The following is a 23,819-nucleotide window of genomic DNA, read 5'->3' as shown; positions in this document are numbered from 1 at the left end:
TGCGGTATTTCATGCCAAAATATAAAGTAGACTTAGCTTCAGGTGGGATTTTAACCCCAGATGAAGGTTAGTCATCGGATAAAGAATGGCAGCGTTATTTTGTTGCAACGGGAGTCGTAAGGTACATCCCGGAAGAAGAATATCTGCAAAATACGGGCATTGCCTGAACTATAACGGAGGTGTCCTTCGTGCCTAGAGTAGTTGTTATTGGCGGCGGGTGGGCTGGCTGCAGTGCAGCTGTAGCGGCCAAAAAAGCAGGCGCAGGTGAAGTAATTTTACTTGAACGGGCAGACATGCTTCTGGGAACAGGCCTGGTCGGTGGAATTATGCGTAATAATGGCCGGTTTACGGCTGCGGAAGAATTGTCAGCTATGGGTGACGATATATTTAATACTATCGATAAAGTTGCCCGCCATAGCAATGTTGAATTTCCCGGTCATAAGCATGTTACTTTGTATGATGTGGCGCGTGTGGAACCCGCTATTAGACAATTATTAGCATACTATGATATAAAATATAACTTCCTGGCCAGAGTGCGTGACATTACAATGGACGGGCAAAGAATTAAGTCAGTTATCACCGACAAGGACGACGAAGTGTATGGTGATGTATTTGTCGAAGCTACCGGGACCGCCGGCCCCCAATCCCAGTGCAGCAAGTATGGCAACGGCTGCGCAATGTGTATTATTCGTTGTCCAACCTTTGGCCCCAGAATAAGTATTGCTGCCCGTGCCGGCATACAAGAAATGATTGGGCGTAAGGCTGACGGCAGCTTAGGTGCCATGAGCGGTTCCTGCAAACTCCACAAAGACTCACTGAGTGAAGCCATTGTTAAAGAACTTAACACTAAGGGGGTCGTTGTCGTCCCTATACCTGACCGGCTTAAAAAGCCGGACTCTCTATCGATAAAAGCCTGCCAGCAATATGCCTTAAAGGAATTTGCTGATAACGTCATTCTGCTTGATACCGGTCATGCCAAGCTCATGACGCCTTATTTTCCATTGGACAAGCTCCGCCAGATTCCGGGCTTTGAGAACGCCCGTTATGAAGATCCATATTCCGGCGGTGTGGGCAATTCGATGCGTTTTACCGCACTCTCGCCGCGGGACAACACCCTCAAAGTCCAGGGAATTGATAACCTGTTTTGCGGCGGCGAAAAGGCCGGTCTCTTGGTTGGCCATACAGAGGCCATTGTAACAGGTACTCTGGCAGGACATAATGCACTACGTCAGGCACTTGGCGAAAAACTACTGATATTACCCGAAACATTAGCCATTGGTGATGCTATTGCCCATGTCGGCGAACAAATGCAATCAGTAAACGGCTTAAAAGTAAAATACACATTTTCCGGTGCTCAATACTTTGAGCGCATGCAGGAGAAAGGCTTATATACCACCGATATCCAAGCCATTAAAGAGCGGGTGGCAAAAGCCGGTCTAAGCGGAGTATTTGCCCGTCCGGTCAAGCGGGCAGCAATATGCCGGTAATATGCATTAAAAGCTAGCGATTACTGTTGTTCGGTCGGTGTGGAATCATCACGCTGGACTTACCAGATAACTAATAAAAGTTTCCATAATAAAACTTATAATTGATAAAACTGTTGACAATTCTCCGGAAATTAGGTACAATAAATTTTGTCAGTCAAACATCGTAGAAAATACAGCATGACTGGTAACAATGTCGGGGCGTAGCTCAGTTTGGTAGAGCGCTACCTTGGGGTGGTAGAGGCCGCACGTTCAAGTCGTGTCGCTCCGACCAGAAAAGTCCAGTAAATCCGCGGGTTTATAGATCTGCGGGTTTTTTATTTATGTAATCTTGTCCCTTGCCGCATTTTAGCGAGGACAAAATTAAACCTTGTAGATGTAGAAAGGACAGACCTTAATTGGTCTGTCCTTTTTTTATTTCTGGCTTTAATGTTTGCAAAATCCCCTGCATGACATTGGCAGAATGTTTTTCTGTTGACTGCAATTCGTGAATATAAGCCCCTATTACCAAAATAAAAGAAGGCGGCGGTTGCCACCTATTCAGAATCACGCTTTGAATCTTCTTTTTTGGGATCTTTGGGCAAGTCGGTTTCTTTATTCTTTTTGGACTTGGCTTGTTGCCTACTGCGAAACTGGTCAAGAGTTCTGCCACCCATCGTGTTACCTCCCTTAAAAATGCGTTTAGGGTGATTCTCCCTATTTATATGATGTGCTATTACCGAGAATTTATACAAGGTGAGATTCTGCGAGAGATAAAATTCTGCGGTAAGCGGCTGATGATAGGAGGACAATTAAGAACAAGTCTCATACAAATTGTGTTAGTATAAAAATTATAATAAGGGAATACTGCTGATAGCAGCGTGGTAAGGAGATGTTTAATGTAATGGATGCTTTTTTGGACAGATTGGATATATATGCTACGGGAATTTGGCTTCCTTTACTGTTTTGCATGACCGTATTGCTCTTTGTTGTGTTCATGCCCAAACGACAGATTAATTGGCTAGGTATCTACCTTACCTTTGGAGTCGTAGGATGTGTAGGTGTGCTACTTGACATAAATATTCTAGGAGAATACTTTGATCTCTTTGACTTGGGAGATCCCGGTAAAGAGGGGATTGGGGACTTAGCGTCTTATGCAATTATCCCCTCTTGTTTAGCTGTAATATTTATCAACTATTTTGATAAAAAGAACAAGTGGTTATATGTTGCAATATTTACAAGTATATCTTACTCTTATGAATGGCTGCTCACGCAGATTGGATATATGAAGTTACTGGGATGGCAAAATTGGTATTCAATACCTGTTTTCATTGTGGTTTACGGAGTATGGCTACCATGGCATCACGAGGTAATAAAAAGATTATCTGATGAAGGTGCACACCATTCTGACATGGATATTGAATAATAGTATATGTGTTTCCTCAATATACTATTTACCTGCGATGTACAAACCTATGGAATGTAGGCAATGGTGTACAACTGCCTGATATTCCGTAGGTGCTCTTATTCATAACAAAGAGATGGAGAAGCAAGCTAAGCTGCATAAGAAGGAACTCAACAAAGAAAAATCTGCTCGCAGCAAGAGCGAACATTCTAGACTATTGGCACTGCAGCCGGTACGTATTTATTAACGAAATGATAGCCGCTCATCCTTCTCATGACGGTGAGTTTCTTATTTTTCGGAAATCGTACTAATTTCGCGCAAAGTGTGATATAATAGATAAAAGTTTAAATAAAAGCTTAACAATAAACAATCATCGCGGGGTGGAGCAGTTGGTAGCTCGTCGGGCTCATAACCCGAAGGTCACAGGTTCAAGTCCTGTCCCCGCAACCACGAAATTTATACCGCCTGCCGGTTCCGGTTGGCGGCTTTTTATTTTTTTGTTGGCTTTTTGGCAATGTAATGATATAATATATCCAAATTATGGAAATAAGGAAGTGATATTGTGATTGCCGGCACGGAAGAGACACTCATGAGTAAATTAACTTCACGCATACGAGAACAGCTTTTATTAAAAGGGATTCAAGATTTTAAGATTACCGATGGAAGCTTTCATTTTGCTAATGCCAATGATAAGTCCAAAGCGAATGATATTATTCGTGATTACTTAACTTTTTTGATTGATAATGATAAAGAGTATTTAATATAGTCAGCCGCCTGCCAGGCTTATCTGGTGGGCTTTTTTATTTTCAGAGAACAATCTATATTAAGGGGAGCCTTGTAATACTCCTTGTGGCGGGTTTTCGCGACACTCTCTAATGAGAGTGTTTCGACCTGTTCACGGCAGGGCATCATCAGGTGGAGTTATTTTGTGATTGCACCTGCAAGCATTTGCTTATTCTCCAGTTTTTGTTGAATCGATTTTGCTCATTTTCTCATTCTGCCAAGGCAGTAACTGTTGTCCATAACAATCAGATCAGTCCGACATGAAAATTAATTTGATTATAAAGCACTGTTATGGAATACACTACAAACAAAATTGAATTATTCTGGAGGCCAGGTTTATGGGGCTGACTTTTCTTGATAGCAGTATAGAAATGTATATATCGGTGATTAGTTTGATAATATCGCTTACCGGTACCTTTTTTATTCTGCGCCTGGACTGGCGGCGCTATGGCCTGCTTTATACGATCGCCGGAATACTGGGAATTATACTCTGTTTTATTTTTGAAAAAGTAGGCTTTTACTCTTTTCCCTACATCTTTATGCCATTTAGCCGTATTCCCGTGATTGCAGTTCTGACCGCATTTTCTTTTTATGTTATTCTGGGTGTCAGGTACAGTCCGGTAAACTGGGTGCACAAAATAGCCTTTTATGGGGTGAGCGTAAATCTTGGCGTGCTCTTGGAAACGGTCTTAAAAAATACAACAAGGCTGATTCACTATGATTTTGAATGGGATTTCTGGGATTCATACACCAGTTGGTGGGGCTTTTTTATTTTAATGGAATGGATCGGTGGTAAGCTTATACCGCAGCATTTGAGAGCGCCCATACCGGCCGAGGCTTTCCGCTCTGAACAATGGTTTTGGTTTGTCATTCATTTTGTGGCAATTTTTACGATATTTCTGGCCGGATTGTATCTGGGGTTAACCATGCCTGATCAATAAACCGAACGCCCTTTTTTAGACTTCAGCAGGGATTTATTATCTTTTGGCGAAAGTCTGCCAAAAAAAGGAGGAGCGATATTATGGCTGGAGCTCCAACAATTTGGGTGAGTGGTGATATGAGTGAGCAAATATCAGATTTCAATGGTGAGTATACCTTAATACTAATTAGCAGCAAGCAAAGAATATCACTGGGCAAGAGCTTAGAAGCTGCGAGGGAAAAATTAAAAGAACTTGGCAGGGAAGATATTGCCAACCAGTTAAGATAATGAGCCTATAGCAAAAGCTTGCTTAAATTAAAATGCGGTGTTAAAATTAATTCAATATAATATAATAAGTTTTCTGGGATTCCGTGGCTTCGAGCCAGTCTGATCCGGGAGAAAACGCACAGTATTGTCTGTGAAACACGAAAGATAGAAGTCTGGGAGAAATTAATGATTTCTCCCAGACTTTAAGTTTTTTGCTTGCTGTGATCATATCCTGCCAGCGGCAGCTAAGGCAACAGTTTGTGAGGGGTTTAATAAGAACTGTTACTTTTCACTTTGTTTATCGTTCATATTATAAAGGAGGTCGACTGGCAACATGAAAAAAATTAAAGTTCTTATGGCCGCGATTATGCTGAGCTTATTCACTGCACCGATGATGGCAGTGAATGCGAGCGCTATTTTGGCAACGGAAATAAACTTACCTGCCGATTATTATATTTTTGATACTCTCGAGGCTGATGTAACCGGTGATGGTATAGCTGACAGGATATACCTTGCCGGCTATAAAATCCAGTCCAATTTTTCTGCTGCTAAAAATCTTAGTATTACAGTAAAAAGCGGTGCAGATAAGTCATTTATTCGTTTTCCTCTTGCTGAAGTAGGCGGTTATCAGCCCTATCTTTTCGCTGGCGATTTTTCGGGTGATAAAATAGCTGACGTCTACGTAGCGACAGCATCAGGCGGCAGCGGTGGATGGTCATATCACAATATCATATCTTTTAGTGGCGGTGAGCCAAAAGAGCTATTCGGCAGTAAAGAGAATTTTACCACTAACATTACTGGCAAGTTTGTGGACGGTTGGAAAGTATCTCTCGCCAATAATACCGATGGAACAACAGTAATCGTTGGAGTAGCTGAACGCCGGGAAGATTATTTGCGGTTAGGTATTTATGACAAAGAGGGTAAGGTACAAAAGGAAACTCAGACAATGACTGCCCCTTTTGTTAAGTTAGAACCGGTTGATATCGATCATGATGGGGTCTACGAGCTAAAAGGCAGTCAAAGTCTTTCTGGCGCTTATAGAGCAGACAGATTAGCTGAGGTAGAAACTATGTTTAAATATACAGGAACTAATTGGCAATCACAATCAAAGCTGGTTATGATCTCATCTCTGCATTAATTTCTAAGATATTATGTCACTACTTATCAAGGTGGAATATGATATAGTAAACCGAATAAGGAAGTGATGTTATGTATCCTAAGTATTCATACTTAGGGATGGAAGAACAATGCGAAGCTGTCCCCGTTACCTTTCCTCCCCAGCATCAAAACCGTCAACCCGGTATGGAGTATCTTTTGCACCCCAGACCTATCTCAGAAAATCCAAACTCCTTGGGTAGTGGCAAACTGCAGGGAAAAGTAGCAATTATTACCGGGGGCGACAGCGGCATCGGCCGGGCAGCTGCCTATGCCTTTGCGAAAGAAGGCGCCAGTATTGCGATCGCCTATCTTGATGAGCACCGGGACGCTGAAGAGACAAAAGGACGAATACACGAAATCGGTCAAGATTGTATCCTTTTGCCGGGAGATCTGCGAAACGAGCGTCAGTCCTATATTGTTGTGGAAGAAACAATGGAGACTTTTGGGCGGTTAGATATATTAGTAAATAATCATGGTGTTCAATTTCCCCAGATGAGCATTCTTGATATTTCTGCCGAACAGTTGGATGCTACCTTTAGAACTAATATTTTTGCGTTCTTTTATATGATTAAGGCGGCGCTGCCTCATATGTGCCCCTATGCTTCGATTATAAATACTACCTCTGTGACGGCGTATCAAGGAGAAAAATATCTAATTGACTATTCTGCAACTAAAGGGGCAATTGTCAGTCTTACACGATCGTTGTCTTTATCTTTAACACCAAGGCATATCCGTGTTAATGCAGTAGCCCCGGGACCGATTTGGACCCCGTTAAATCCGTCAAGTTTTCCTGCCGAGTATATTAAAACCTTTGGCGCTAATACCCCTATGAAACGCGCCGGGCAACCGTTTGAGGTCGCTCCGGCATATGTATATTTAGCAAGTGACGACTCTCGCTATGTATCTGGTCAAGTTCTTCATGTAAATGGCGGTACAATAACAGAAAGCTAGGTAAATCCCGAACAAATAAAGCTGATGGGAAGCGTTCTAGGTTCGGTTTAAAAGCAATTAATATGCGTTTTATGTTTGTCTGGACTTATGTCTAGGCTTTTTCGTTTTAGTGGTGTATCCTATATCATCCAAAAAGCCGACAATTATATTTCGGCGGGGACAATGGCAGGGGGAGTGGATTGTAGTGAATATTGATTTACCAGCTTGGCTTATACTGTATTTTGTCTGGAATGTGGTTGCATTTCGCTTGGTTGGACTGGATAAAGAGCGGGCCAAGAGAAAAACCTGGCGGATTCGTGAACGCACCTTTTTTTTCGTAGCCTTATTTTTTGGCGCCGCCGGCGTACTTACCGGTATGTATATTTATCGGCATAAGACGCTTCACGCAACTTTTGTTATGGGTATGCCGTTTATGCTGGTGATTAATTTTGTCTGCGGCTATTATATTTACATAATTATCCTCAAAAAAACTGCTTGTTTTATGATATAATATACAAGTATCTTGTTACCATAATACTTAGAAAGGATTGGATTACGTAGTATGAGAAATAAGGTAATTCTGGTTGCTATGCTCATGTTGGCTCTGCTTGTTGCAGCCGGTTGCGGCGGCGGTTCAGGTGTTCAGCGTCAGTCCGGTTTGTCACCAGAAGCGGTAATTCAGAACTTTTTTGATGCTGCTAAAGACAACCAGATGAAGGAAGCGGCACTCTATGTGTCACCGACATCGGCTAGTGACACCAAGACCGTATTAAAATACGTCACCGGAGAAAGCAGTTCAACAATTAAAAACTCGAATTTGTTATCTGTGAAAAAAGTGGCTCAGCAAGGTGATTATGCGGCAGCGGTTGTTACTTTGCAGGCCGAACAAAATTCAATGAATGTTTCGGTTAAGCCGGTAGGGCTTGAAAAAATTGACGGTGAATGGTATATTGTCGATTATGATCAGGCTCTGCGTGAGGCGAAATACAAAGTATTAGCCCAATTGCTTAGTCGTATTTAAAAGCAGGGTACCGGCTAATAAACCGGTACCCTGTTTCTATATTAATGTACAATTTACAATGACAATGAGCGGTGGGCAAGTCCTATAGCAACTTCATTAAGGTTTAGCACACCAACGCCAAAATAAACGGCTACGCAAAGATGTTCTCCATGGCGGGCAATACCTATTTTACCACCGACATTAAGGCCTACTGCCTTGGCAGAAACTTGTTCTAAGGCTGCGTGTACCGCCCCGGCAACAGCGCCTTCGCCAACATGATTGCCAGGCACCAGGTTTTGTCGCTGAGCAGCCACAACGGCCCGCTCAATGATTTTCTTGACTGAAGGGATAAACTCGCCGCCAAAATCTACGGCTACAGTCTGCAGGTTTCGTTTTGCCAATAACTGCCGAGTATCGTGCTCGTCTTGTCTGGTTTCACTGATAGCCATTCGCAGTGCGGCTCGTCCAACATCTATGCTGGTTATTTCACTCATTATTGTTAATCCCCCATCATTGTGTAGTTTGAGTGGATTTTGCAGGAATTGTGATTTTCTGAGGGTCAATTACCGCAACTGCCAGGAAAGTTACTATACATACAAGCCATTCGAGATAGATGGGGTGAGCAACTATTCTAATTTCCGGAATCAGCTGCCAGGCCAGCAATGTCAGCATGCCGGCCAGGGTGGTATAAAAGGCGGAATTCCGCCGGCATAGGCCTGGCAAAAAGATCGTACATAAAAACACAAGGGTAAATGCTGTTGTCAAGCTTAGGCCCAGCAGCAGGGTTTTCAAAATGCCCACTGCGTTAAAGGCCAGCCAAAGGGTGAAAAAGCCTAAAGCCAAAATAGTTACACGGTTGATGATGACATATTTGTTTTCGGTTAGTGCGGGATTTATAAACCGTTTATAGATATCCTGAGCAAATAAAGTGCCGGCGCCAAGCAGCAGGGTGCAGGCTGTCGACACATCGGCAGCCCATAACGCGGCAAGGGTAATACCTGAAATGACAGGATCAAGTCCCATAATAATTTTTGGCAGCGCCAGAGTTGCCTGCACTTCAGGATAAGCTACTCTGGCAGCCAAACCCATAATGGCACATAAGAAGCCGATAGGGAAAATCAAAATTGCGCCCCAGATGAATCCCCGTTTAGCAGCTTTGGCGCTTGAGGCGGCACAGGCAATCTGCACCGGGCCTTGGGCCGATAAGCTTTGGGTAATCATAACAACAAACCAGCCGGCAATGGTAGCAAAACCGAGTCCGCCAAGAGGGGTGAACCAATCAGTGCCTGGCGGCAGTTGAGCGGCGATTGTACTCAAACCGCCCTGCTGCTTAACTGTCAGTACGGTTCCGGTAACAACGCCTGCATATATCAGGGCAACACTGACAATATTGGATAAACCGGATGACCATAGTCCGCCGATTAGGGTTATTCCTACAAAAACGATAGCGCTGGTAATCATACCGCCGGTGAATGAAAATACCTCCGGCAGCATTGAGGACAAAATGGCGCCGCCAGCCAGATATTGCATGGAAGTTATAACCAATTGTATAGTAATTAGGCCGATAACACTGATAACCCGGCCTTTTTTATCATAATAGCGTTCAAAGAGTTCGGGAATGGTGGTACAGTCCATTTCACGGTATTTTCCGGCTGCCAATACGCCCATGACCAAGGCGCCGGCAGCCCAGGCAGCATTATACCAGCCGGCCGCGATACCGGCTGTGAAGGCATTTTCTGCCACACCGATAGTTGAGGCGGCTCCAACTGCCAGTCCTGCCACATTAGCGGCCACTAAGAGGGCATTCATTTGGCGTCCGCCAAATAAAAAGTTCACACTTCCGCCGGCAGCTTTACGTTTCGCATAGAGGCTGATGGCAAAGAGCAAAAAAATATAAAGGACAACAATTACAAACTGAATTGACATGAAACTATCCTACCTTTCTACATCTACAATGGCTATTGACCGGTTGGTTATTACCACCTGCTTTCAAGGCTCCTGCAATCCTGCCATCCTACAAAACCGGGTCAAAGCTGCTATATTGCAATTCTATGGTAACTAACGAGTAAAATAATGTCAATGGCGATATCTGTAAAACAATTTACAAAAAATGAAAATTGGGCAGGATATTAATCCAATTTGTTGAAATATATTCAAAAATACAAAGAGGGGTATCAGTTTATGGGGATTCTGCAGAGAAAGCTAATCATTATTATTATGCTGGCATGCGGGATTTTGGCCTATAGTTGTTACAGCTTTGTGCAAAAGACTTCAGCAGACCGGGCTATGAATACAGCAGCACCTTCACCGGAAACCTTACAAAATTCTAATCCTACTCCTGCCGGTAAGGGGGCGGAGGATGAAGTTGTAGTTTATGTCAGCGGCGGGGTTAGCAAGCCGGGCGTATACAAGCTTTTTCGCGGCAGCCGGGTGGTTGATGCCGTGGCCTTGGCCGGCGGCTTTATGCCTGGGGCAGATGCGGCAAAAATTAATCTGGCAGTGCTGCTTAAAGATGAGATGCAGATTCATATCCCTTATGCCGCTATTCCTGTAAGCAATAATCCGGGTGTGGCAGCGCCTGCTAATGCCAATACTGGCAGCAGCGGTGATAAGGTTAATATTAATACCGCTTCCAAAGAGGAATTGGATAAACTGCCAGGCATTGGCCCGGCAATAGCTGAACGGATTATTGAGTATCGCACCAATATTGAACCGTTCAGAGATATTGCCGACATCAAGAAAGTGCCAGGTATTGGTGAGGCAAAATATAATCAGTTTAAAAGCAAAATATCGCTGTGATTATGGAGCAAATAAATACTATTATTGTATTTGCCTGTGCCGCTTTTGCCGCAGGTATTTGGCAGGCAGGGATATATAGCTGGCATAGTCTGACGCTTATTGTCTTGGCTATGTTATTGTTTTTGACAGCGTTATGGCGTGTTGTTCGTAATTACCAACAGGCCTTTTGGCCGATTATCGGCCTGTTTTTTATTGCCGGAATGCTTTGTGCCAATCTGGATAGCATTGTTCCGGCCGATGATATTAGTCACCATATCGGGAAAACCGTTACGGTCACGGGAATTGTGGATGCCGTTCCTGAGATAAGCCAGGCAAATACGCACGGCAAACAAGTAAGATATGTAGTCAGAGTTCAAAATGTAGAATTGGAAAAGACAGGCGCTAAATCAGCTTCCGGTGGAAAAGTTCGCATTAATGTGCTGTATAAGGAAAACGGTGAGTTGGCAGTTTACGGTGATAAAATAACTGTCTATGGGAAAGTACGGGAGCTGCGCGGGTATAATAACCCGGGACAGATCGATATGACGGTTGCGCTTAAGCGCGAGGGTATTACAGCACGTATGTCTGTACAGGAGCAGAACATTAAGCTGAATACAGCCTATGCCGGATACTCCTGGCGTGCAGCGCTGGCTGACTGGCAAGCCGGAATTGTCCGGGCCTTGCAAAAGGTAATGCCGGTAAATGATGCCGCTATCTTAACGGCCGTACTGTTTGGCGGCTATCAAGGAATAAATAAAAGTGTTGTCGATGATTTCGCGGCAACCGGGTTAATTCACATTTTATCTGTCTCAGGTGCGCATATTGCATTGGTGGCAGGCTTGATACGGTGGTTCGGCAATCAGCTGCGGCTGGGTTCCCGGACGACTACGGTTGTGGCTGTACTGGCGATTGTATTTTATGCCTGTATCAGCGGATTTACGCCACCGGTAATACGTTCGATGATTATGGGCATAATCAGCTTGCTGGCAATATTGGTTGAACGGGAAAGCTATGCTCCGGCGGCACTAGCCATTACAGCGCTGGGAATGCTTGTTTATCAGCCGCTGCTGCTTTATGATATTAGTTTTCAATTATCGTTTGCCGCCACAGCCGGTTTGGTATTTTTATATAAACCGACATATGATTATCTGTCTGCTTTTTTGCCAGCATGGCTGGCGGGACCGTTGGCGGTGACCGCGAGTGCCCAACTGGGTGTTTTGCCGATAATTGCCTGGTATTTTAATAATTTTTCCCTCATCTCTTTTGCTGCCAATATCCTTGTCCTGCCGGTTGTTGAACTGGTAATCATCCTTGGCTTGACAGGAGTTATAATTTATACCGTTGTTCCGGTCATTGGCAATCTGGTGTTTGTAATCAGCAGCCTGTTAATCGGTTTGGTTATGATGCTGACAGCGCTCCTGGCAGCGATGCCGTACAGTTCTGTTTACATACCGTCTGTAGGGATAAGCGGGAGCGCGGCTTACTACCTGCTCCTGGCCTGGTTTTATGGCTGGCGTCCGTTAGCTGTCCCGGGTCCGGGACAGCTTGTCAGGCAGCGTCCGGGCACTTGCGCCACAACCGCCATGGTAATTATTGGTCTGCTGGCAGTGTATACCTGGTATCCGCGGCCCTTGTCCGTGCACTTTATTGATGTGGGTCAAGGGGATGCGGCTTTGATTATTACACCCCGTGGCAAGGCCGTACTGGTGGACACCGGCGGCAGTTTCAGCAGTTCAAATTATGATATCGGTGAAAGAGTGGTTGCTCCCTATCTCAAGCACTATGGCGTGACAACCGTTGATTACTTAATCCTGACCCATGGACACCAAGATCATGCAGGCGGCGCTGCCGGTATTGCCGGCAGGGTTAGCGTCAATAAGGTTATGCTGCCGCGAGAAGAATATTCACAGGCAGTACAGGCACTTGTTCACACTAAACCGGCGATCGCGATTATTCCTACATATACAGATCAGAGATTTCAACTGGATGGGGTGGATGTTGGTATCGAGCATGCGGTTGGTGAAAATGGCCGAAATCAAGCTGTCACAGGCAATGAAGTATCCAGTGTGGTTAGGGTAAGTTATGGCCGGCATAGTTTTCTTATCACCGGGGACCTGGAAGCAAAAGGTGAGGAGGCGCTGCTTGCCGCAAAAGCGGTTAAGCCCTGTACGGTGCTTAAAGTAGGACATCATGGTTCAAAGACCTCCACCACGGCGGCGTTTTTACAGGCTCTTGACCCGGAGTATGCCGTTATTTCCGTAGGCTATGCCAATCGGTTCGGGCATCCGCATCCGGAAACCATCAGACGCCTGACTGACAGGCAGACCGTAATTTACTGTACAGATACCCATGGGGCCGTAGTGTTTAAGTCTGACGGCAGGAAGCTGGAAGTTGACACCTATATCAAATAATATATAAGCTGGTGAATTATGGATTATAAAGCAATATGTACTCTCATTAAACAAAATAAGATTGCTCCTGTTTATCTTTTGCATGGGGAAGAAACCTATCATCTACGGCAGGTCGAGCAGGCTCTGATTGCCAGTGTGGTACCACCGGCAGACCGGGATATGAACCTCATTATTTTTGAAGCCGATCCAGCTAAGGAAGAACTGATAAATACTATTGAAACAATACCCTTTTTAGGTGAAAAGAACTTAATCATTATCCGCAGCACGACGCTTTTTAGTGCCGGACGCAAGAGCAGCAGCGACGAGGGGCAGGACAAAACCGATCCTGCATTAAACCGGTTAATTGCTTTATTTAGTAATATGCCTGCCTATAGTCATCTTGTATTTCTGACGCCTGATAAGCCTGATAAGCGGCGCAAGATTTATAAAGCTGTGGAAAAAAATGGCGTGGTCTTTGAGGCAGCACCCTTAAAGGGGAAGGAACTGCGCGCTTGGTTGACAGACCGGCTTTCTGAACTCAAAATCAAAATGGCTTCCGATGCTGAGGAACATCTTATAGCAGCAGTCAGCATGATGCCGCAAGTTTCTCTTGATTTTTTAAACAATGAATTAGAGAAAGTAATTTTATATACGGCAGATAAAAGGCTGGTTACCCGCCGGGATTTATTGCAAATCTTGTCTTCCGTTCCCGAGGTATCTATTTTTGCTATGGTGGAGGCGCTAAGCCAAAAACATACTTCACAGGCACTTGCGCTCTTGCGTGAACAACTGGCAGCCGGGGAACATCCTGTGAGGCTATTGGCACTCTTAGCCCGGCAGGTCAGACAGTTATGGCAGGCTAAAGAACTCACACACCAAGGCTATGGCAGCCGGGAGGTGGCTGAGTATTTTAAGGTGCCAAGCTTTATTGGTGAGAAACTGGTGAAGCAAAGCCGGGGTTTTGCTGACAGTAAACTAAGAGAGGCTATGCTCAGCCTGGCGGCAGCCGACCAGGATTTAAAGTCAAGCCGGACTGGGCCGGTAGCCCTGGAAAAAATAATTATTGAATTATGCGGATAAAGAAAACACAGCTTGCGCCGAGCCTTTGGCGAAAGCGGAAGCCGATGTTGATCCTGCTTTTAAGAAAGTTATACTTTCTGTTAGGATAAAGAAAACCCTGTCCACTTTTTAGTGAACAGGGTTTCAATTATTATTGAGATAATTAAGCTTGAGTTGCATTAGCTTTGCGAGCTAGACGGGACTTCTTACGAGCTGCGGCATTTTTATGAATAACGCCTTTGGCGGCTGCTTTGTCAATAACGCTGGCAGCAGTAGTCAGGAGGTTCTTGGCCTCATCTGCTTTACCGGTACGTGCAGCTTCTTCCACCTTACGAACAGAAGTTTTAATCGCTGATCTTACCGAATAATTGCGGGCACGCCGTTCTGCGTCAGTTTTTACGCTACGCTCAGATGCTTTAATATTTGGCAAGTAATTCACCTCCTTATGTATATGTTACTGAACTATTTTAGCATGCTCTACAGGAAAAAGCAAGCAATAAAGTAAAAGCAATTGGCTTGGTATAGCTAACTTTTTTTCCGGATAAGATAGGTTTGAAATAGTTTTTAGTAGGGGGAGAATAATTCATGGATCAAGTTCCTGCTGCAGTACGAACCGATTTGGCGTTAGAAGCGCGTGAAATGCTGACAAAACAGGTGAGCGAAGACATTCCCGGTGTTTTAGTTGAGACCAGTGAAGATGAGGATGTACTTATTACCCGGGTAAATATTACTACTCCTGAGGCTGAGCGAATGATGGGGAAAGCCAAAGGAAGTTATATTACCCTGGAGGCACCCGGCTTACGCTATAAAAATACTCCGTTACAGGAAAAAATCATGAATTTTCTGGCGGCTGAATTGGCTGGAATGGTTAATTTACCTCGCAACGCCACCGTATTGGTTGTCGGCCTTGGAAACTGGAATGTCACGCCAGATGCTTTAGGCCCGCGGGCTACGCACAAGATTGTCGTTACCCGGCATTTGCAGGAGATGTTGTCGCCGGAACTAAAAGGCGGTGTGCGCGCGGTGTGTGCGATTTCTCCCGGTGTGCTTGGTATAACCGGTATGGAAACAGCCGAAATTATCCAGGGGATTGTGAACAATATCAAGCCCAGTTTGGTAATCGCTATCGATGCTCTGGCTGCTGCTTCCAGTCAACGGGTAATTACTACCATCCAATTAGCTAATACCGGCATCCATCCTGGTTCAGGTGTCGGCAATAAACGCTTTGGGCTTACGCAGGCCTCGTTAGGAGTGCCGGTCGTGGCTATTGGCGTACCGACAGTGGTGCATGCTTCAACCATTGCTATGGATACCATTAACACTCTCCAGGAACATGCGGCTTTTGGCCGGTATTTTAAGAGCATGGCCAATTTATCTGACCAGGACAGGCAGACCATTGTCCGGCAGGTATTGCCTGACATACTCGGAGACCTTATGGTAACGCCTAAGGAGGTTGACAGACTCATCGAAGATATTGCTGCCGTTGTGGCCGGCGGCATTAATCAGGCGATGCATCCTAACATTGATTACGAGAATATCCATATGTACTTACATTGATTTGGGACTAATTGTAATATCGTTCTGCCGCCAGGCATATACATTGTATGTAAACAAAAATAGCAGAGGACAACCAATTCTGGGGGTCTGGCGGAGGCGGCAATGGTTACAAGGAAAGAGCGGAAACAAAGAAATCAAAGCAGGCATTGGTCTAATTTCTTGCGATTTTACGGCATCTATAGGATTTCCAATATAGCGTTTATTGTGGTGATGATGGTAATATCAGGAGGATTATTTTTTGGCACCTATCTCAATCTGACACAGAGTGCTATACCGGTAAGTGGCAAAGCAGTATATTACGGACAATACATGCCTGCTTTGTGGCCTAAAGGAAAGGACGTGCTTATTTCAGGCATTCCTGGTTTTTCCCTGACATTTCAGCCGCAAAGTATAATAAAAATAACGCCGGCACCCGGTGATGAAAATTTTGCCAACAAAATAGTGCGGGTATTTGCAGGTGTTGATTTTCGCGATTTGCGCTCGCTAGTTTCACAGGAAATCCCTTTTATATTGGCGTTTAAAAAGCCGGTATCGCCTGCTGTCAGTGCAACGACACTGCCGAACTTCCCGGTATTTGATACGAAAACTGTAGCAATTACAGACAAACCGCTTGTAGGAATATACCATACACATACGGCGGAAGCTTTTATTCCCAATTCCGGCGTGACGCACCGGCCAGGAGGCCAGCACGGTGAAATCGTGGAAGTAGGAGCGGCATTAGCCAAACAGTTAGAGAAAAATGGGGTAAAAGCCATTCACAGTACCACGATTCACGACTACCCCAGCTTTATGAAAGCGTATGGACCTTCCGAAATTACTGCACAAAAAATGCTTGCCGAAAATCCGTCGATTCAAATGATTTTCGATATTCATCGCGACGCTGATAAGCGCCAAAATGTAACCCTTATGGCTAATGATTTGCCGATTGCCAAAATTACTATTGTTGTAGCTACCGGACAGCAGGATTTGCCCCAACCGCACTGGCAGCAGAATCACGCCTTTGCTAAGTTAATTGACGCTAAGCTGAATGCTAAATTTCCGGGGTTATGCCGCGGTATTCAATTGGTGGAGTGGCGGTATAACCAGCATCTTCATCCCAGAGCGTTGCTGATAGAAGTAGGATCACAGGAAAGCAGTAAAGAAGAGGCCATGCGTAGTATGGAAATACTGGGAGACATACTGGCAGAAATACTTGCTGAGAACCGTTAGTCAGCGGAGGAGGGGTGGCGTGTTTGAACGGGTGGCGGCAAATGATATAGGAATTATAGCCCGAGGTCTTTTTATATTGCTGGCCATTATTGTAATTGGTGTGGGACTGGCAGAACATCAATTAACCACTCTCACTCAGCGTCCTGAGCAAGAACGCTTCTTTTATATTGGCCGCAACCGGGAAGATGTATATTCGGCTTATGCTTTTGGCTATGGCTTAACGCTGGGCAAAATATATCCTTTTGCCCATATTTCCCGGACAGACCATGAGCTTGTAGTGCATATCGCCAATCATGCCATTACTATTCCGGCTAAAATAGAAATTGACGGAAGGTTTATTGGACATTGGCTTGATGTTTGGCACCGGCAGTTTGTGGATGAAGCGTTTGCCGCGAAGGAACAGGTGCTCGAATACTGGAATCACATTAGACCCTATATTGAGACTGCCATTCAGGCAGTGAGAACACAGGCCCAAGCGGCTATAGTGCAAATTAAACAGTATATTGGCGAATAGAGGTAGCGCTTGCAGTTAACGGGCAGCTAATGGTATAATTTATAGAAATGTGTAAAAAACCTTATTTATACCAGGGAGGAGCCCCAGTCTGATGGATACATCACATATTCGCAATTTTTCTATTATCGCCCACATCGACCATGGCAAGTCGACGCTTGCAGACCGGTTGTTGGAGTATACAGGTGCTCTCTCTGCCCGCGAGATGGAAAACCAGGTTTTGGATCAAATGGCGCTTGAACGCGAGCGTGGCATTACGATTAAAGCGCAGGCTGTTCGCTTGTCTTATACCGCAAATAACGGCGAAACGTATATGCTGAACCTTATCGATACACCGGGGCATGTTGACTTTACCTATGAAGTCTCCCGCAGTCTGGCAGCCTGTGAGGGGGCGCTCTTAGTAGTTGACGCCGCCCAGGGGATTGAAGCCCAAACGCTGGCCAATGTTTATTTGGCATTGGAACATGACCTTGAGATTGTGCCGGTAATCAATAAAATTGATTTGCCAAGCGCCGAGCCGGAGCGGGTTAAACAGGAAATTGAGGATGTTATCGGCTTAGATACCTCAGATGCTGTTTTGTCCAGCGCCAAGACAGGCATCGGCATCGCAGAAATCCTTGAGGCCATTGTTAAAAAAGTTCCGCCACCTGCAGGTACTGTTGATGAACCCTTAAGTGCACTCATTTTTGACTCGCACTTTGATTCCTACAAAGGTGTAATTGCTTATGTACGGGTGATGAATGGCTGTATCAAACCTGGCATGAAAATCAAAATGATGGCGACAAATAAGGTTTTTGATGTGACGGAAGTAGGCGTATTCAAACCATATCTTGCCAACATTGACGAGTTGGGCCCGGGACAGGTTGGTTTTATTGCCGCCAGCATCAAGAATGTAAAAGATACCCGGGTAGGTGATACTATTACCGGTGCCGAGCGTCCGGTGGCCGAACCACTCCCGGGTTACCGCAAAATTACGCCAATGGTGTATTGCGGTTTATACCCGGTAGATAGCTCTGATTATGAAAATTTGCGTGATGCTCTGGAAAAACTTCAGTTAAATGATGCATCGCTGGTATTTGAACCTGAGACTTCTATTGCTCTTGGCTTTGGTTTTCGCTGCGGTTTCCTGGGACTTCTACATATGGATGTTATTCAGGAACGACTGGAGCGGGAGTATAATCTGACGCTTATTACCACCGCACCCAGTGTAATTTACCGGGTGTTCAGAACAGACGGTGAAGTTATCAATATTGAAAATCCGTCGAAATTGCCGACAACTCAGGAAATTGAACATGTGGAAGAACCGTATGTAAAAGCCACAGTTATGGTTCCCAATGACTTTGTGGGCGCTGTTATGGAATTGTCTCAAGATAAGCGCGGCGAGTTTAAAGATATGAAATATCTGGATACCACCCGGGTAATGCTGACCTATCATTTACCCTTAAGTGAGATCATTTTTGATTATTTTGATAAGTTGAAATCATCAACACGCGGCTATGCTTCGCTGGATTATGAACTGTTGGGTTATAAGACATCGGATTTGGTAAAATTGGATATTTTGCTGAATGGTGAGCCGGTTGATGCCCTGAGTGTAATTGTCCACCGGGACAGAGCGGCGCACCGGGGGCGGCAGCTGGCCGAAAAGCTAAAAGGTATTATCCCCCGGCAAATGTTTGAGATTCCCATTCAGGCCGCTATTGGCAGCAAGGTTATTGCGCGCGAGACTGTACGGGCCATGCGCAAGGATGTACTGGCAAAATGTTATGGCGGCGATATTACCCGTAAGCGCAAGTTGCTGGAAAAGCAAAAAGAGGGTAAAAAGCGGATGAAACAAGTGGGCAACGTTGAAGTTCCGCAAGAAGCGTTTATGGCTATTTTAAAAATGGATTAAGGTAGCGGACGATGAGCAAACTTGGCCTATATGTTCATATTCCCTTTTGTCGACAGAAATGTTTGTATTGTGATTTTTCTTCCTATTCGGGAGTAGAACACTTATTTACGGCCTACACTACCGCCTTGTGTCAGCAGATTGCTGATCAGGGCGGTAAGTTGTATAAGCCGCTTGTTGACACAGTATATATTGGCGGCGGCACGCCCAGTGTCCTGCCGGTTCCCCTGCTGGAGCAAATAGTAGCCAGTCTTGAGGATAACTTTACGATTGAGTCCGGAGCTGAAATCAGTATGGAAGCTAACCCGGGCACGGTAACGCGGCAGCAGCTTGCCGCCTTGAAAGCTGCCGGAATTAATCGACTGAGTTTTGGTGTTCAGTCCTTTAATGATGATTTGCTTACCGGCCTGGGACGTATCCATCAAACGGCCGACAGTCTTGCGGTTGTGGAATACGCACAAGCTGTCGGGTTTAATAATATAAGTATTGATTTAATGTATGGTTTGCCAGGTCAGACAGTAGCTGGATTTTTTCGCGAGCTTGAGCAAGCGGCAGCATTACATACGGCCCATATTTCGGTATATGGGCTGAAACTGGAAGAAGGAACCCCGTTGGCGACGGCCGCTGAACAAGGGTTGCTGGCCTTGCCGGATGAAGCGGCCGAGGAAGCCATGTATAATGCAATGTCTGAGTTTTTACCAAATCAAGGGTTGGCCCGTTATGAAATTTCAAACTTTGCCCGTCCGGGATTCGAGTGCCGGCACAATTTGAAATATTGGCATTATCAGCCTTATTTAGGGCTTGGAGCTGCTGCCCATTCTTTTTTAAACAGGCAGCGAACAGGTACGGTAACGGGAATTAAGGAATATATAAGTAGAGTAACAACAGGCAGGTCTCCGGTCGTCATGGAGGAAATATTGACCTTGGGCGAGTCTATGGCCGAATATATTTTCTTAACATTGCGTACTACCTGCGGGATGAGATTAAGTCATTTTACCCGGTATTTTGGTGTAGATTTTTTTGACCTGTTTGGCAATGTTTTTGCGAGGCTTCAACGACAAGGCTTGCTGGAGGCAGATGATGAACGGATTTGGCTAACCGATACGGGGATGAAGTTTGGCAATATAGTATTTAGAAGTTTTTTACCCGATTAGCTCATAGAAGTAGTGTACTATCTTGACATTACACCCAAGGAGTGGTATTTTTTTAGTAGGTGTTAGCACTCGCGTGATATGAGTGCTAACAACAAGGAGGTGGAGTCGATGTTAGATGAAAGGAAGCGCCAAATCCTGCACGCCATTATTGATGACTACATATCCACCGCAGAACCGGTTGGCTCGCGGACGATTGCCCGTAAATATAATTTGGGGGTCAGTCCGGCCACAATCCGTAATGAAATGGCCGATTTGGAGCTGTTAGGTTATATTGAACAACCGCATACCTCGGCAGGCAGAATACCCTCAGTCAAAGGTTACCGTTTTTATGTTGACTGTTTGTTGGCACCACCCCAGATCTCTGACAAAGATATTCAGCTCATCGACAACTGGTATCAGACAAAAGCCCGGCGGATAGACGAAGTGTTTCAGGAGACAGTTAAGGTCCTTTCCCGCGTGACCAGCAATGTTTCTATGGTCCTGGCACCACAAGTGTCACAATGTACATTCAAATACCTTCAGTTCTTACCGCTGGATGAGTGCCGGTCTATTGTTGTTATTATCACCGATACCGGGTTGTTAGAAAATAAAATAATTGAAATTCCTGAAGGCCTGAACCATGAAGACTTGACCCGTGTGGCAACTGCCATCAATTCCCGGCTGGGAGGCTTGGCGATCGAACTGATTACTACACCGGTGCTAAAAGATATTCAAAACGATATTTTGCCTGACCCGCAGTTGTATGAAAGGGCCGTTACCCTGCTTAAGCATGTACTTACTGTTGATAAGAAGGAAAAAGTGTATCTTGGCGGCACGACGCAGATGTTAAATCAGCCGGAATTCAGGGATGTTGATAAGGTTAAGGGTCTCTTAACCATGCTGGAGGAAGACCGTTTGCTATGTGATATTCTCCATATGGCCAACAGTGATGGTGTGGTTGTTACGATTGGTCAGGAAAATAAATATACAGGCATTCATGACTGCAGTGTTGTTCAAGCCACGTACCGCATAGACGGGCAAGTGGTAGGAACGGTTGCCGTGCTTGGTCCCACCCGGATGGAATATGGTAAAACTATGTCTGTACTTAAATTTATGCAACGCCATTTAGGTGAAATTTTGAAAAAGTATAAAATGCTATAGGTGGGAGGAAATCCATGAATTTAAAGCAAGCCGGCAGTGGCGCTGATGTGGATGAACGCTTAGCCGCTCTGTTAACTAACGCCAATGCTGTACGGGCAATTACTGCAGCCGTTGAAGGTACAATCGGCCCTAAAGGGCTTGATACTATGCTGGTTGACCGTTTTGGTGAAGTTATTATTACCAATGACGGTGTCACAATTTTAGATAAGATGGATGTTAATCATCCGGCGGCAAAAATGCTTATTAATACCGCTAAGGCCCAACAGGCCGAAGTAGGAGACGGCACTACCACCGCGACCATCATGGCTGGCAGTCTGGTATCTGAAGGGGTAAACCAGGTTATGCGCGGTGTACCTGTCGCCAGAGTCATTGAAGGCATCAGGTATGGTGTCGCCAAAGTCCTGGAAAACGTAAAGGACCGTACCCGTACGATTACTGAAGTAAATGATCCCATACTCCGGAGTATTGCCATGATCGCCGGACGGGAACATGAAGATATTGCCGACCTGGTGGTAGCAGCCGCTAAACTGATAGGTGTGGAAAAGCTAAACGAATCTAACTTTAAGCTGGCCGAAATTATTACGGCGGAAGCGGGCGCTGACAATGAAGTCTTTCTGGGTGTTATTGTTGATCAGGAACGTATGACCCAGGAAATGCCGGAAGAAATATTGAATGCAAAATTACTGCTTATTGATGATGCACTTGAACCGGAAGAGATTGAAGACGAGGCGTTAAGTACAGAAGCCGGTTTTAAAAGGTATATCGATCTGCAGGATGAATTTAAATCCAACGTGCAAAAGATTGTTGGTCTTGGTGTGAACATTGTTATGGTTGACCGGGGGGTACACAGCGCTGCCGAGGAAATTCTCACAGATGCCAATATTATGGTTATTCAGAGGGTATCTTCCAAAGATCTGCGCCGGGTAGCCGATCACACCGGAGCGCGGATGATAAAACGCACCGGCTTGAAAAAAGAACAGACCGATATTGAAAAATATTTGGGTGCTGCACAAAAGGTATACCAGGATGAAAAGCTGGAACAAGTGCGGGTTATTGGCGGCAGCGGCAAGCCAATGGCCACGATTTTGGTAGGTGCAGCCACCGAAGAGGTAGTAGGGGAACGCGAACGTATTGCTAAAGATGCCGCTTCCAGTGTGCAGGCCGCAGTAAAGGGCGGTTACGTACCGGGCGGTGGTTCCATTGAAATTGCAATGGCACGGGAAGTCAGCAAATATCGTGAAAACCTTAAAGGTATGGCTGCCTATGGCCTGGATTGCGTAGCTAATGCTCTGAAGCAGCCTTTGTCGCAAATCGTGGAAAATGCAGGCTTTAATCCTCTGGAAAAAGTAGAGGATGTCGTTGCTGCGCAAACGGCTCAAAACCGCGATTCTTTAGGTGTGGATTGTGATAGCGGTGAAGTGGTTGATATGCTGGAGCGGGGTGTTATTGATCCGGTTCCGGTAAAACTTCATGCCATAAAAGCTGCAGGAGAAGTGGCTGTGGCTATTTTGCGGATTGATACCATTATAAAGAAAAAAGAAGAGGGGGCTAATGCCCAGAAGGCAGGCGGTGCTGACAGCGGTATGCCTGACTTCTAAATAACCGGAGGTGGAGTTCGTGGCAGAAAAAAAACAAGAGCGATTACAAACTGAATCAGTTCAAGAAAATCTAAATACTGAAACTGCAGCAGAAGAAAATTATGAAGTTTGTTTTCAGGCAGAAGATGTAAGTCAGTTTATGGCGGCGCTGGATGAAAAAGGCCGCCTGCTTGATGAGATGACAGACCGGTATAAGCGCTTACAAGCCGATTTTGATAATTTCCGGCGCCGGACTCGTCAGGAGAAGGAAGAACTATCTATTATAGTTGCAGAGCGCATTATTTGTGAACTCTTGCCTATAGTGGATAATTTTGAGCGGGCAACAGCCAGTACGCCAAATGACGTAACTGCTTTGGCCACAGGCGTGGAAATGATTTTCCGCCAGCTAAATAGTACCCTGACACAGTTAGGGGTAGAGCCCATTATTGCGGTAGGAAATATGTTTGACCCAGCGCAGCATGAAGCCGTACTGCGCCTTGAGGATAACAGTCAGCCTGATGGTATGATTGTGGAAGAACTGCAAAAAGGTTACAAAGTTAACGGGCGGGTAATTCGTCCAAGTATGGTAAAAGTAGTAGGAAATTAATTCACAAGTAAGTTTACTTAAGGA

At 45.1% G+C, this 23,819-nt stretch carries 24 protein-coding genes and 2 tRNA genes; 22 read left to right on the top strand and 4 right to left on the bottom strand.

Annotated features, from left to right (window positions below):
- The first annotated feature begins 188 nt into the window (after positions 1 to 188).
- On the top strand, positions 189 to 1,487 hold the full coding sequence (locus GT1_RS00390) for an FAD-dependent oxidoreductase (protein WP_188396621.1): 1,299 nt from the start codon (positions 189 to 191) through the stop codon (positions 1,485 to 1,487).
- A 194-nt stretch (positions 1,488 to 1,681) separates the two neighbouring features.
- Positions 1,682 to 1,758 (top strand) — tRNA-Pro (locus GT1_RS00385).
- Positions 1,759 to 1,878: 120 nt separating this feature from the next.
- Here GT1_RS00385 and GT1_RS00380 read toward each other — a convergent pair.
- Positions 1,879 to 2,136 carry a hypothetical protein gene (locus GT1_RS00380; protein WP_188396619.1) on the bottom strand — a complete coding sequence of 86 codons (258 nt, stop codon included), beginning with the start codon at positions 2,134 to 2,136 and terminating at the stop codon, positions 1,879 to 1,881.
- Positions 2,137 to 2,367: 231 nt separating this feature from the next.
- On the opposite strand from GT1_RS00380, the gene GT1_RS00375 reads away from it, so the two are divergent.
- From GT1_RS00375 to GT1_RS00335, 9 genes are all read left to right on the top strand, one after another.
- A complete protein-coding gene (locus GT1_RS00375) occupies positions 2,368 to 2,889 on the top strand; it encodes a hypothetical protein (protein ID WP_188396617.1) in 522 nt (173 codons plus the stop codon).
- Between the two features lie 353 nt (positions 2,890 to 3,242).
- Positions 3,243 to 3,318, top strand: a tRNA-Met gene (locus GT1_RS00370).
- Positions 3,319 to 3,430: 112 nt separating this feature from the next.
- Positions 3,431 to 3,634: a hypothetical protein gene (locus tag GT1_RS00365; protein WP_188396615.1), complete on the top strand. Its 204-nt coding sequence runs from the start codon at positions 3,431 to 3,433 to the stop codon at positions 3,632 to 3,634.
- A gap of 355 nt (positions 3,635 to 3,989) precedes the next feature.
- Entirely contained in the window at positions 3,990 to 4,592 is a 603-nt protein-coding gene (locus GT1_RS00360) for a CBO0543 family protein (protein WP_223225972.1), read from the top strand.
- 80 nt (positions 4,593 to 4,672) lie between these two features.
- Positions 4,673 to 4,858 (top strand): hypothetical protein, encoded by a 186-nt coding sequence (locus GT1_RS00355; protein WP_188396613.1) that lies wholly within the window; start codon positions 4,673 to 4,675, stop codon positions 4,856 to 4,858.
- A 313-nt stretch (positions 4,859 to 5,171) separates the two neighbouring features.
- Complete coding sequence (locus GT1_RS00350) at positions 5,172 to 5,975, top strand: hypothetical protein (RefSeq protein ID WP_188396611.1); 804 nt, start codon at positions 5,172 to 5,174, stop codon at positions 5,973 to 5,975.
- Positions 5,976 to 6,046: 71 nt separating this feature from the next.
- Entirely contained in the window at positions 6,047 to 6,946 is a 900-nt protein-coding gene (locus GT1_RS00345; RefSeq protein WP_075755421.1) for an SDR family oxidoreductase, read from the top strand.
- 184 nt (positions 6,947 to 7,130) lie between these two features.
- Positions 7,131 to 7,436 (top strand): DUF1294 domain-containing protein, encoded by a 306-nt coding sequence (locus GT1_RS00340; RefSeq protein WP_223225971.1) that lies wholly within the window; start codon positions 7,131 to 7,133, stop codon positions 7,434 to 7,436.
- A 51-nt stretch (positions 7,437 to 7,487) separates the two neighbouring features.
- Entirely contained in the window at positions 7,488 to 7,946 is a 459-nt protein-coding gene (locus GT1_RS00335; protein WP_188396609.1) for a DUF4878 domain-containing protein, read from the top strand.
- A gap of 53 nt (positions 7,947 to 7,999) precedes the next feature.
- Here GT1_RS00335 and GT1_RS00330 read toward each other — a convergent pair whose 3' ends face one another.
- Together GT1_RS00330 and GT1_RS00325 are read right to left on the bottom strand one after the other, a co-directional pair.
- Positions 8,000 to 8,419: a HutP family protein gene (locus GT1_RS00330; protein ID WP_188396607.1), complete on the bottom strand. Its 420-nt coding sequence runs from the start codon at positions 8,417 to 8,419 to the stop codon at positions 8,000 to 8,002.
- A 16-nt stretch (positions 8,420 to 8,435) separates the two neighbouring features.
- Entirely contained in the window at positions 8,436 to 9,851 is a 1,416-nt protein-coding gene (locus tag GT1_RS00325) for a sodium:solute symporter family protein (protein ID WP_188396605.1), read from the bottom strand.
- A gap of 213 nt (positions 9,852 to 10,064) precedes the next feature.
- Between GT1_RS00325 and GT1_RS00320 the strand changes: the two genes are divergently transcribed.
- From GT1_RS00320 to holA, 3 genes are read left to right on the top strand one after another with little or no spacing between them, the layout of a single operon-like run.
- Complete coding sequence (locus tag GT1_RS00320) at positions 10,065 to 10,724, top strand: ComEA family DNA-binding protein (protein WP_223225970.1); 660 nt, start codon at positions 10,065 to 10,067, stop codon at positions 10,722 to 10,724.
- A 2-nt stretch (positions 10,725 to 10,726) separates the two neighbouring features.
- Positions 10,727 to 13,114 (top strand): DNA internalization-related competence protein ComEC/Rec2, encoded by a 2,388-nt coding sequence (locus GT1_RS00315; protein WP_223226027.1) that lies wholly within the window; start codon positions 10,727 to 10,729, stop codon positions 13,112 to 13,114.
- Between the two features lie 18 nt (positions 13,115 to 13,132).
- The gene (gene holA, locus GT1_RS00310; RefSeq protein WP_188396601.1) at positions 13,133 to 14,173 is read left to right on the top strand and encodes a DNA polymerase III subunit delta; all 1,041 of its coding nucleotides are present in this window, start codon (positions 13,133 to 13,135) and stop codon (positions 14,171 to 14,173) included.
- Positions 14,174 to 14,315: 142 nt separating this feature from the next.
- Here holA and rpsT read toward each other — a convergent pair whose 3' ends face one another.
- Positions 14,316 to 14,582, bottom strand: a complete 267-nt coding sequence (gene rpsT, locus GT1_RS00305) for a 30S ribosomal protein S20 (RefSeq protein ID WP_075755431.1) — start codon at positions 14,580 to 14,582, stop codon at positions 14,316 to 14,318.
- Between the two features lie 155 nt (positions 14,583 to 14,737).
- On the opposite strand from rpsT, the gene gpr reads away from it, so the two are divergent.
- The 8 genes from gpr to grpE all read left to right on the top strand — a co-directional run bounded on the left by gpr (position 14,738) and on the right by grpE (position 23,795).
- A complete protein-coding gene (gene gpr / locus GT1_RS00300) occupies positions 14,738 to 15,709 on the top strand; it encodes a GPR endopeptidase (protein WP_188396599.1) in 972 nt (323 codons plus the stop codon).
- Between the two features lie 102 nt (positions 15,710 to 15,811).
- Positions 15,812 to 16,918 carry a stage II sporulation protein P gene (gene spoIIP / locus GT1_RS00295; RefSeq protein ID WP_188396592.1) on the top strand — a complete coding sequence of 369 codons (1,107 nt, stop codon included), beginning with the start codon at positions 15,812 to 15,814 and terminating at the stop codon, positions 16,916 to 16,918.
- A gap of 19 nt (positions 16,919 to 16,937) precedes the next feature.
- Complete coding sequence (locus GT1_RS00290; RefSeq protein WP_075755435.1) at positions 16,938 to 17,432, top strand: hypothetical protein; 495 nt, start codon at positions 16,938 to 16,940, stop codon at positions 17,430 to 17,432.
- A 91-nt stretch (positions 17,433 to 17,523) separates the two neighbouring features.
- Positions 17,524 to 19,320 carry a translation elongation factor 4 gene (gene lepA / locus GT1_RS00285; RefSeq protein WP_188396590.1) on the top strand — a complete coding sequence of 599 codons (1,797 nt, stop codon included), beginning with the start codon at positions 17,524 to 17,526 and terminating at the stop codon, positions 19,318 to 19,320.
- An 11-nt stretch (positions 19,321 to 19,331) separates the two neighbouring features.
- Complete coding sequence (gene hemW, locus GT1_RS00280) at positions 19,332 to 20,471, top strand: radical SAM family heme chaperone HemW (RefSeq protein ID WP_188396587.1); 1,140 nt, start codon at positions 19,332 to 19,334, stop codon at positions 20,469 to 20,471.
- 108 nt (positions 20,472 to 20,579) lie between these two features.
- Entirely contained in the window at positions 20,580 to 21,611 is a 1,032-nt protein-coding gene (hrcA, locus tag GT1_RS00275) for a heat-inducible transcriptional repressor HrcA (RefSeq protein WP_075755441.1), read from the top strand.
- 14 nt (positions 21,612 to 21,625) lie between these two features.
- The gene (locus GT1_RS00270; protein WP_075755443.1) at positions 21,626 to 23,209 is read left to right on the top strand and encodes a TCP-1/cpn60 chaperonin family protein; all 1,584 of its coding nucleotides are present in this window, start codon (positions 21,626 to 21,628) and stop codon (positions 23,207 to 23,209) included.
- A 19-nt stretch (positions 23,210 to 23,228) separates the two neighbouring features.
- Entirely contained in the window at positions 23,229 to 23,795 is a 567-nt protein-coding gene (gene grpE, locus GT1_RS00265; RefSeq protein WP_188396585.1) for a nucleotide exchange factor GrpE, read from the top strand.
- Positions 23,796 to 23,819 lie beyond the last annotated feature (24 nt).

The organism is Sporomusa sp. GT1, assembly GCF_014634905.1.
GTDB classification, from domain to species: domain Bacteria; phylum Bacillota; class Negativicutes; order Sporomusales; family Sporomusaceae; genus Sporomusa; species Sporomusa sphaeroides.
The sequence above is the reverse complement of the archived record's forward strand: the minus strand, read 5'-3'. Positions and strand labels throughout refer to the sequence as shown.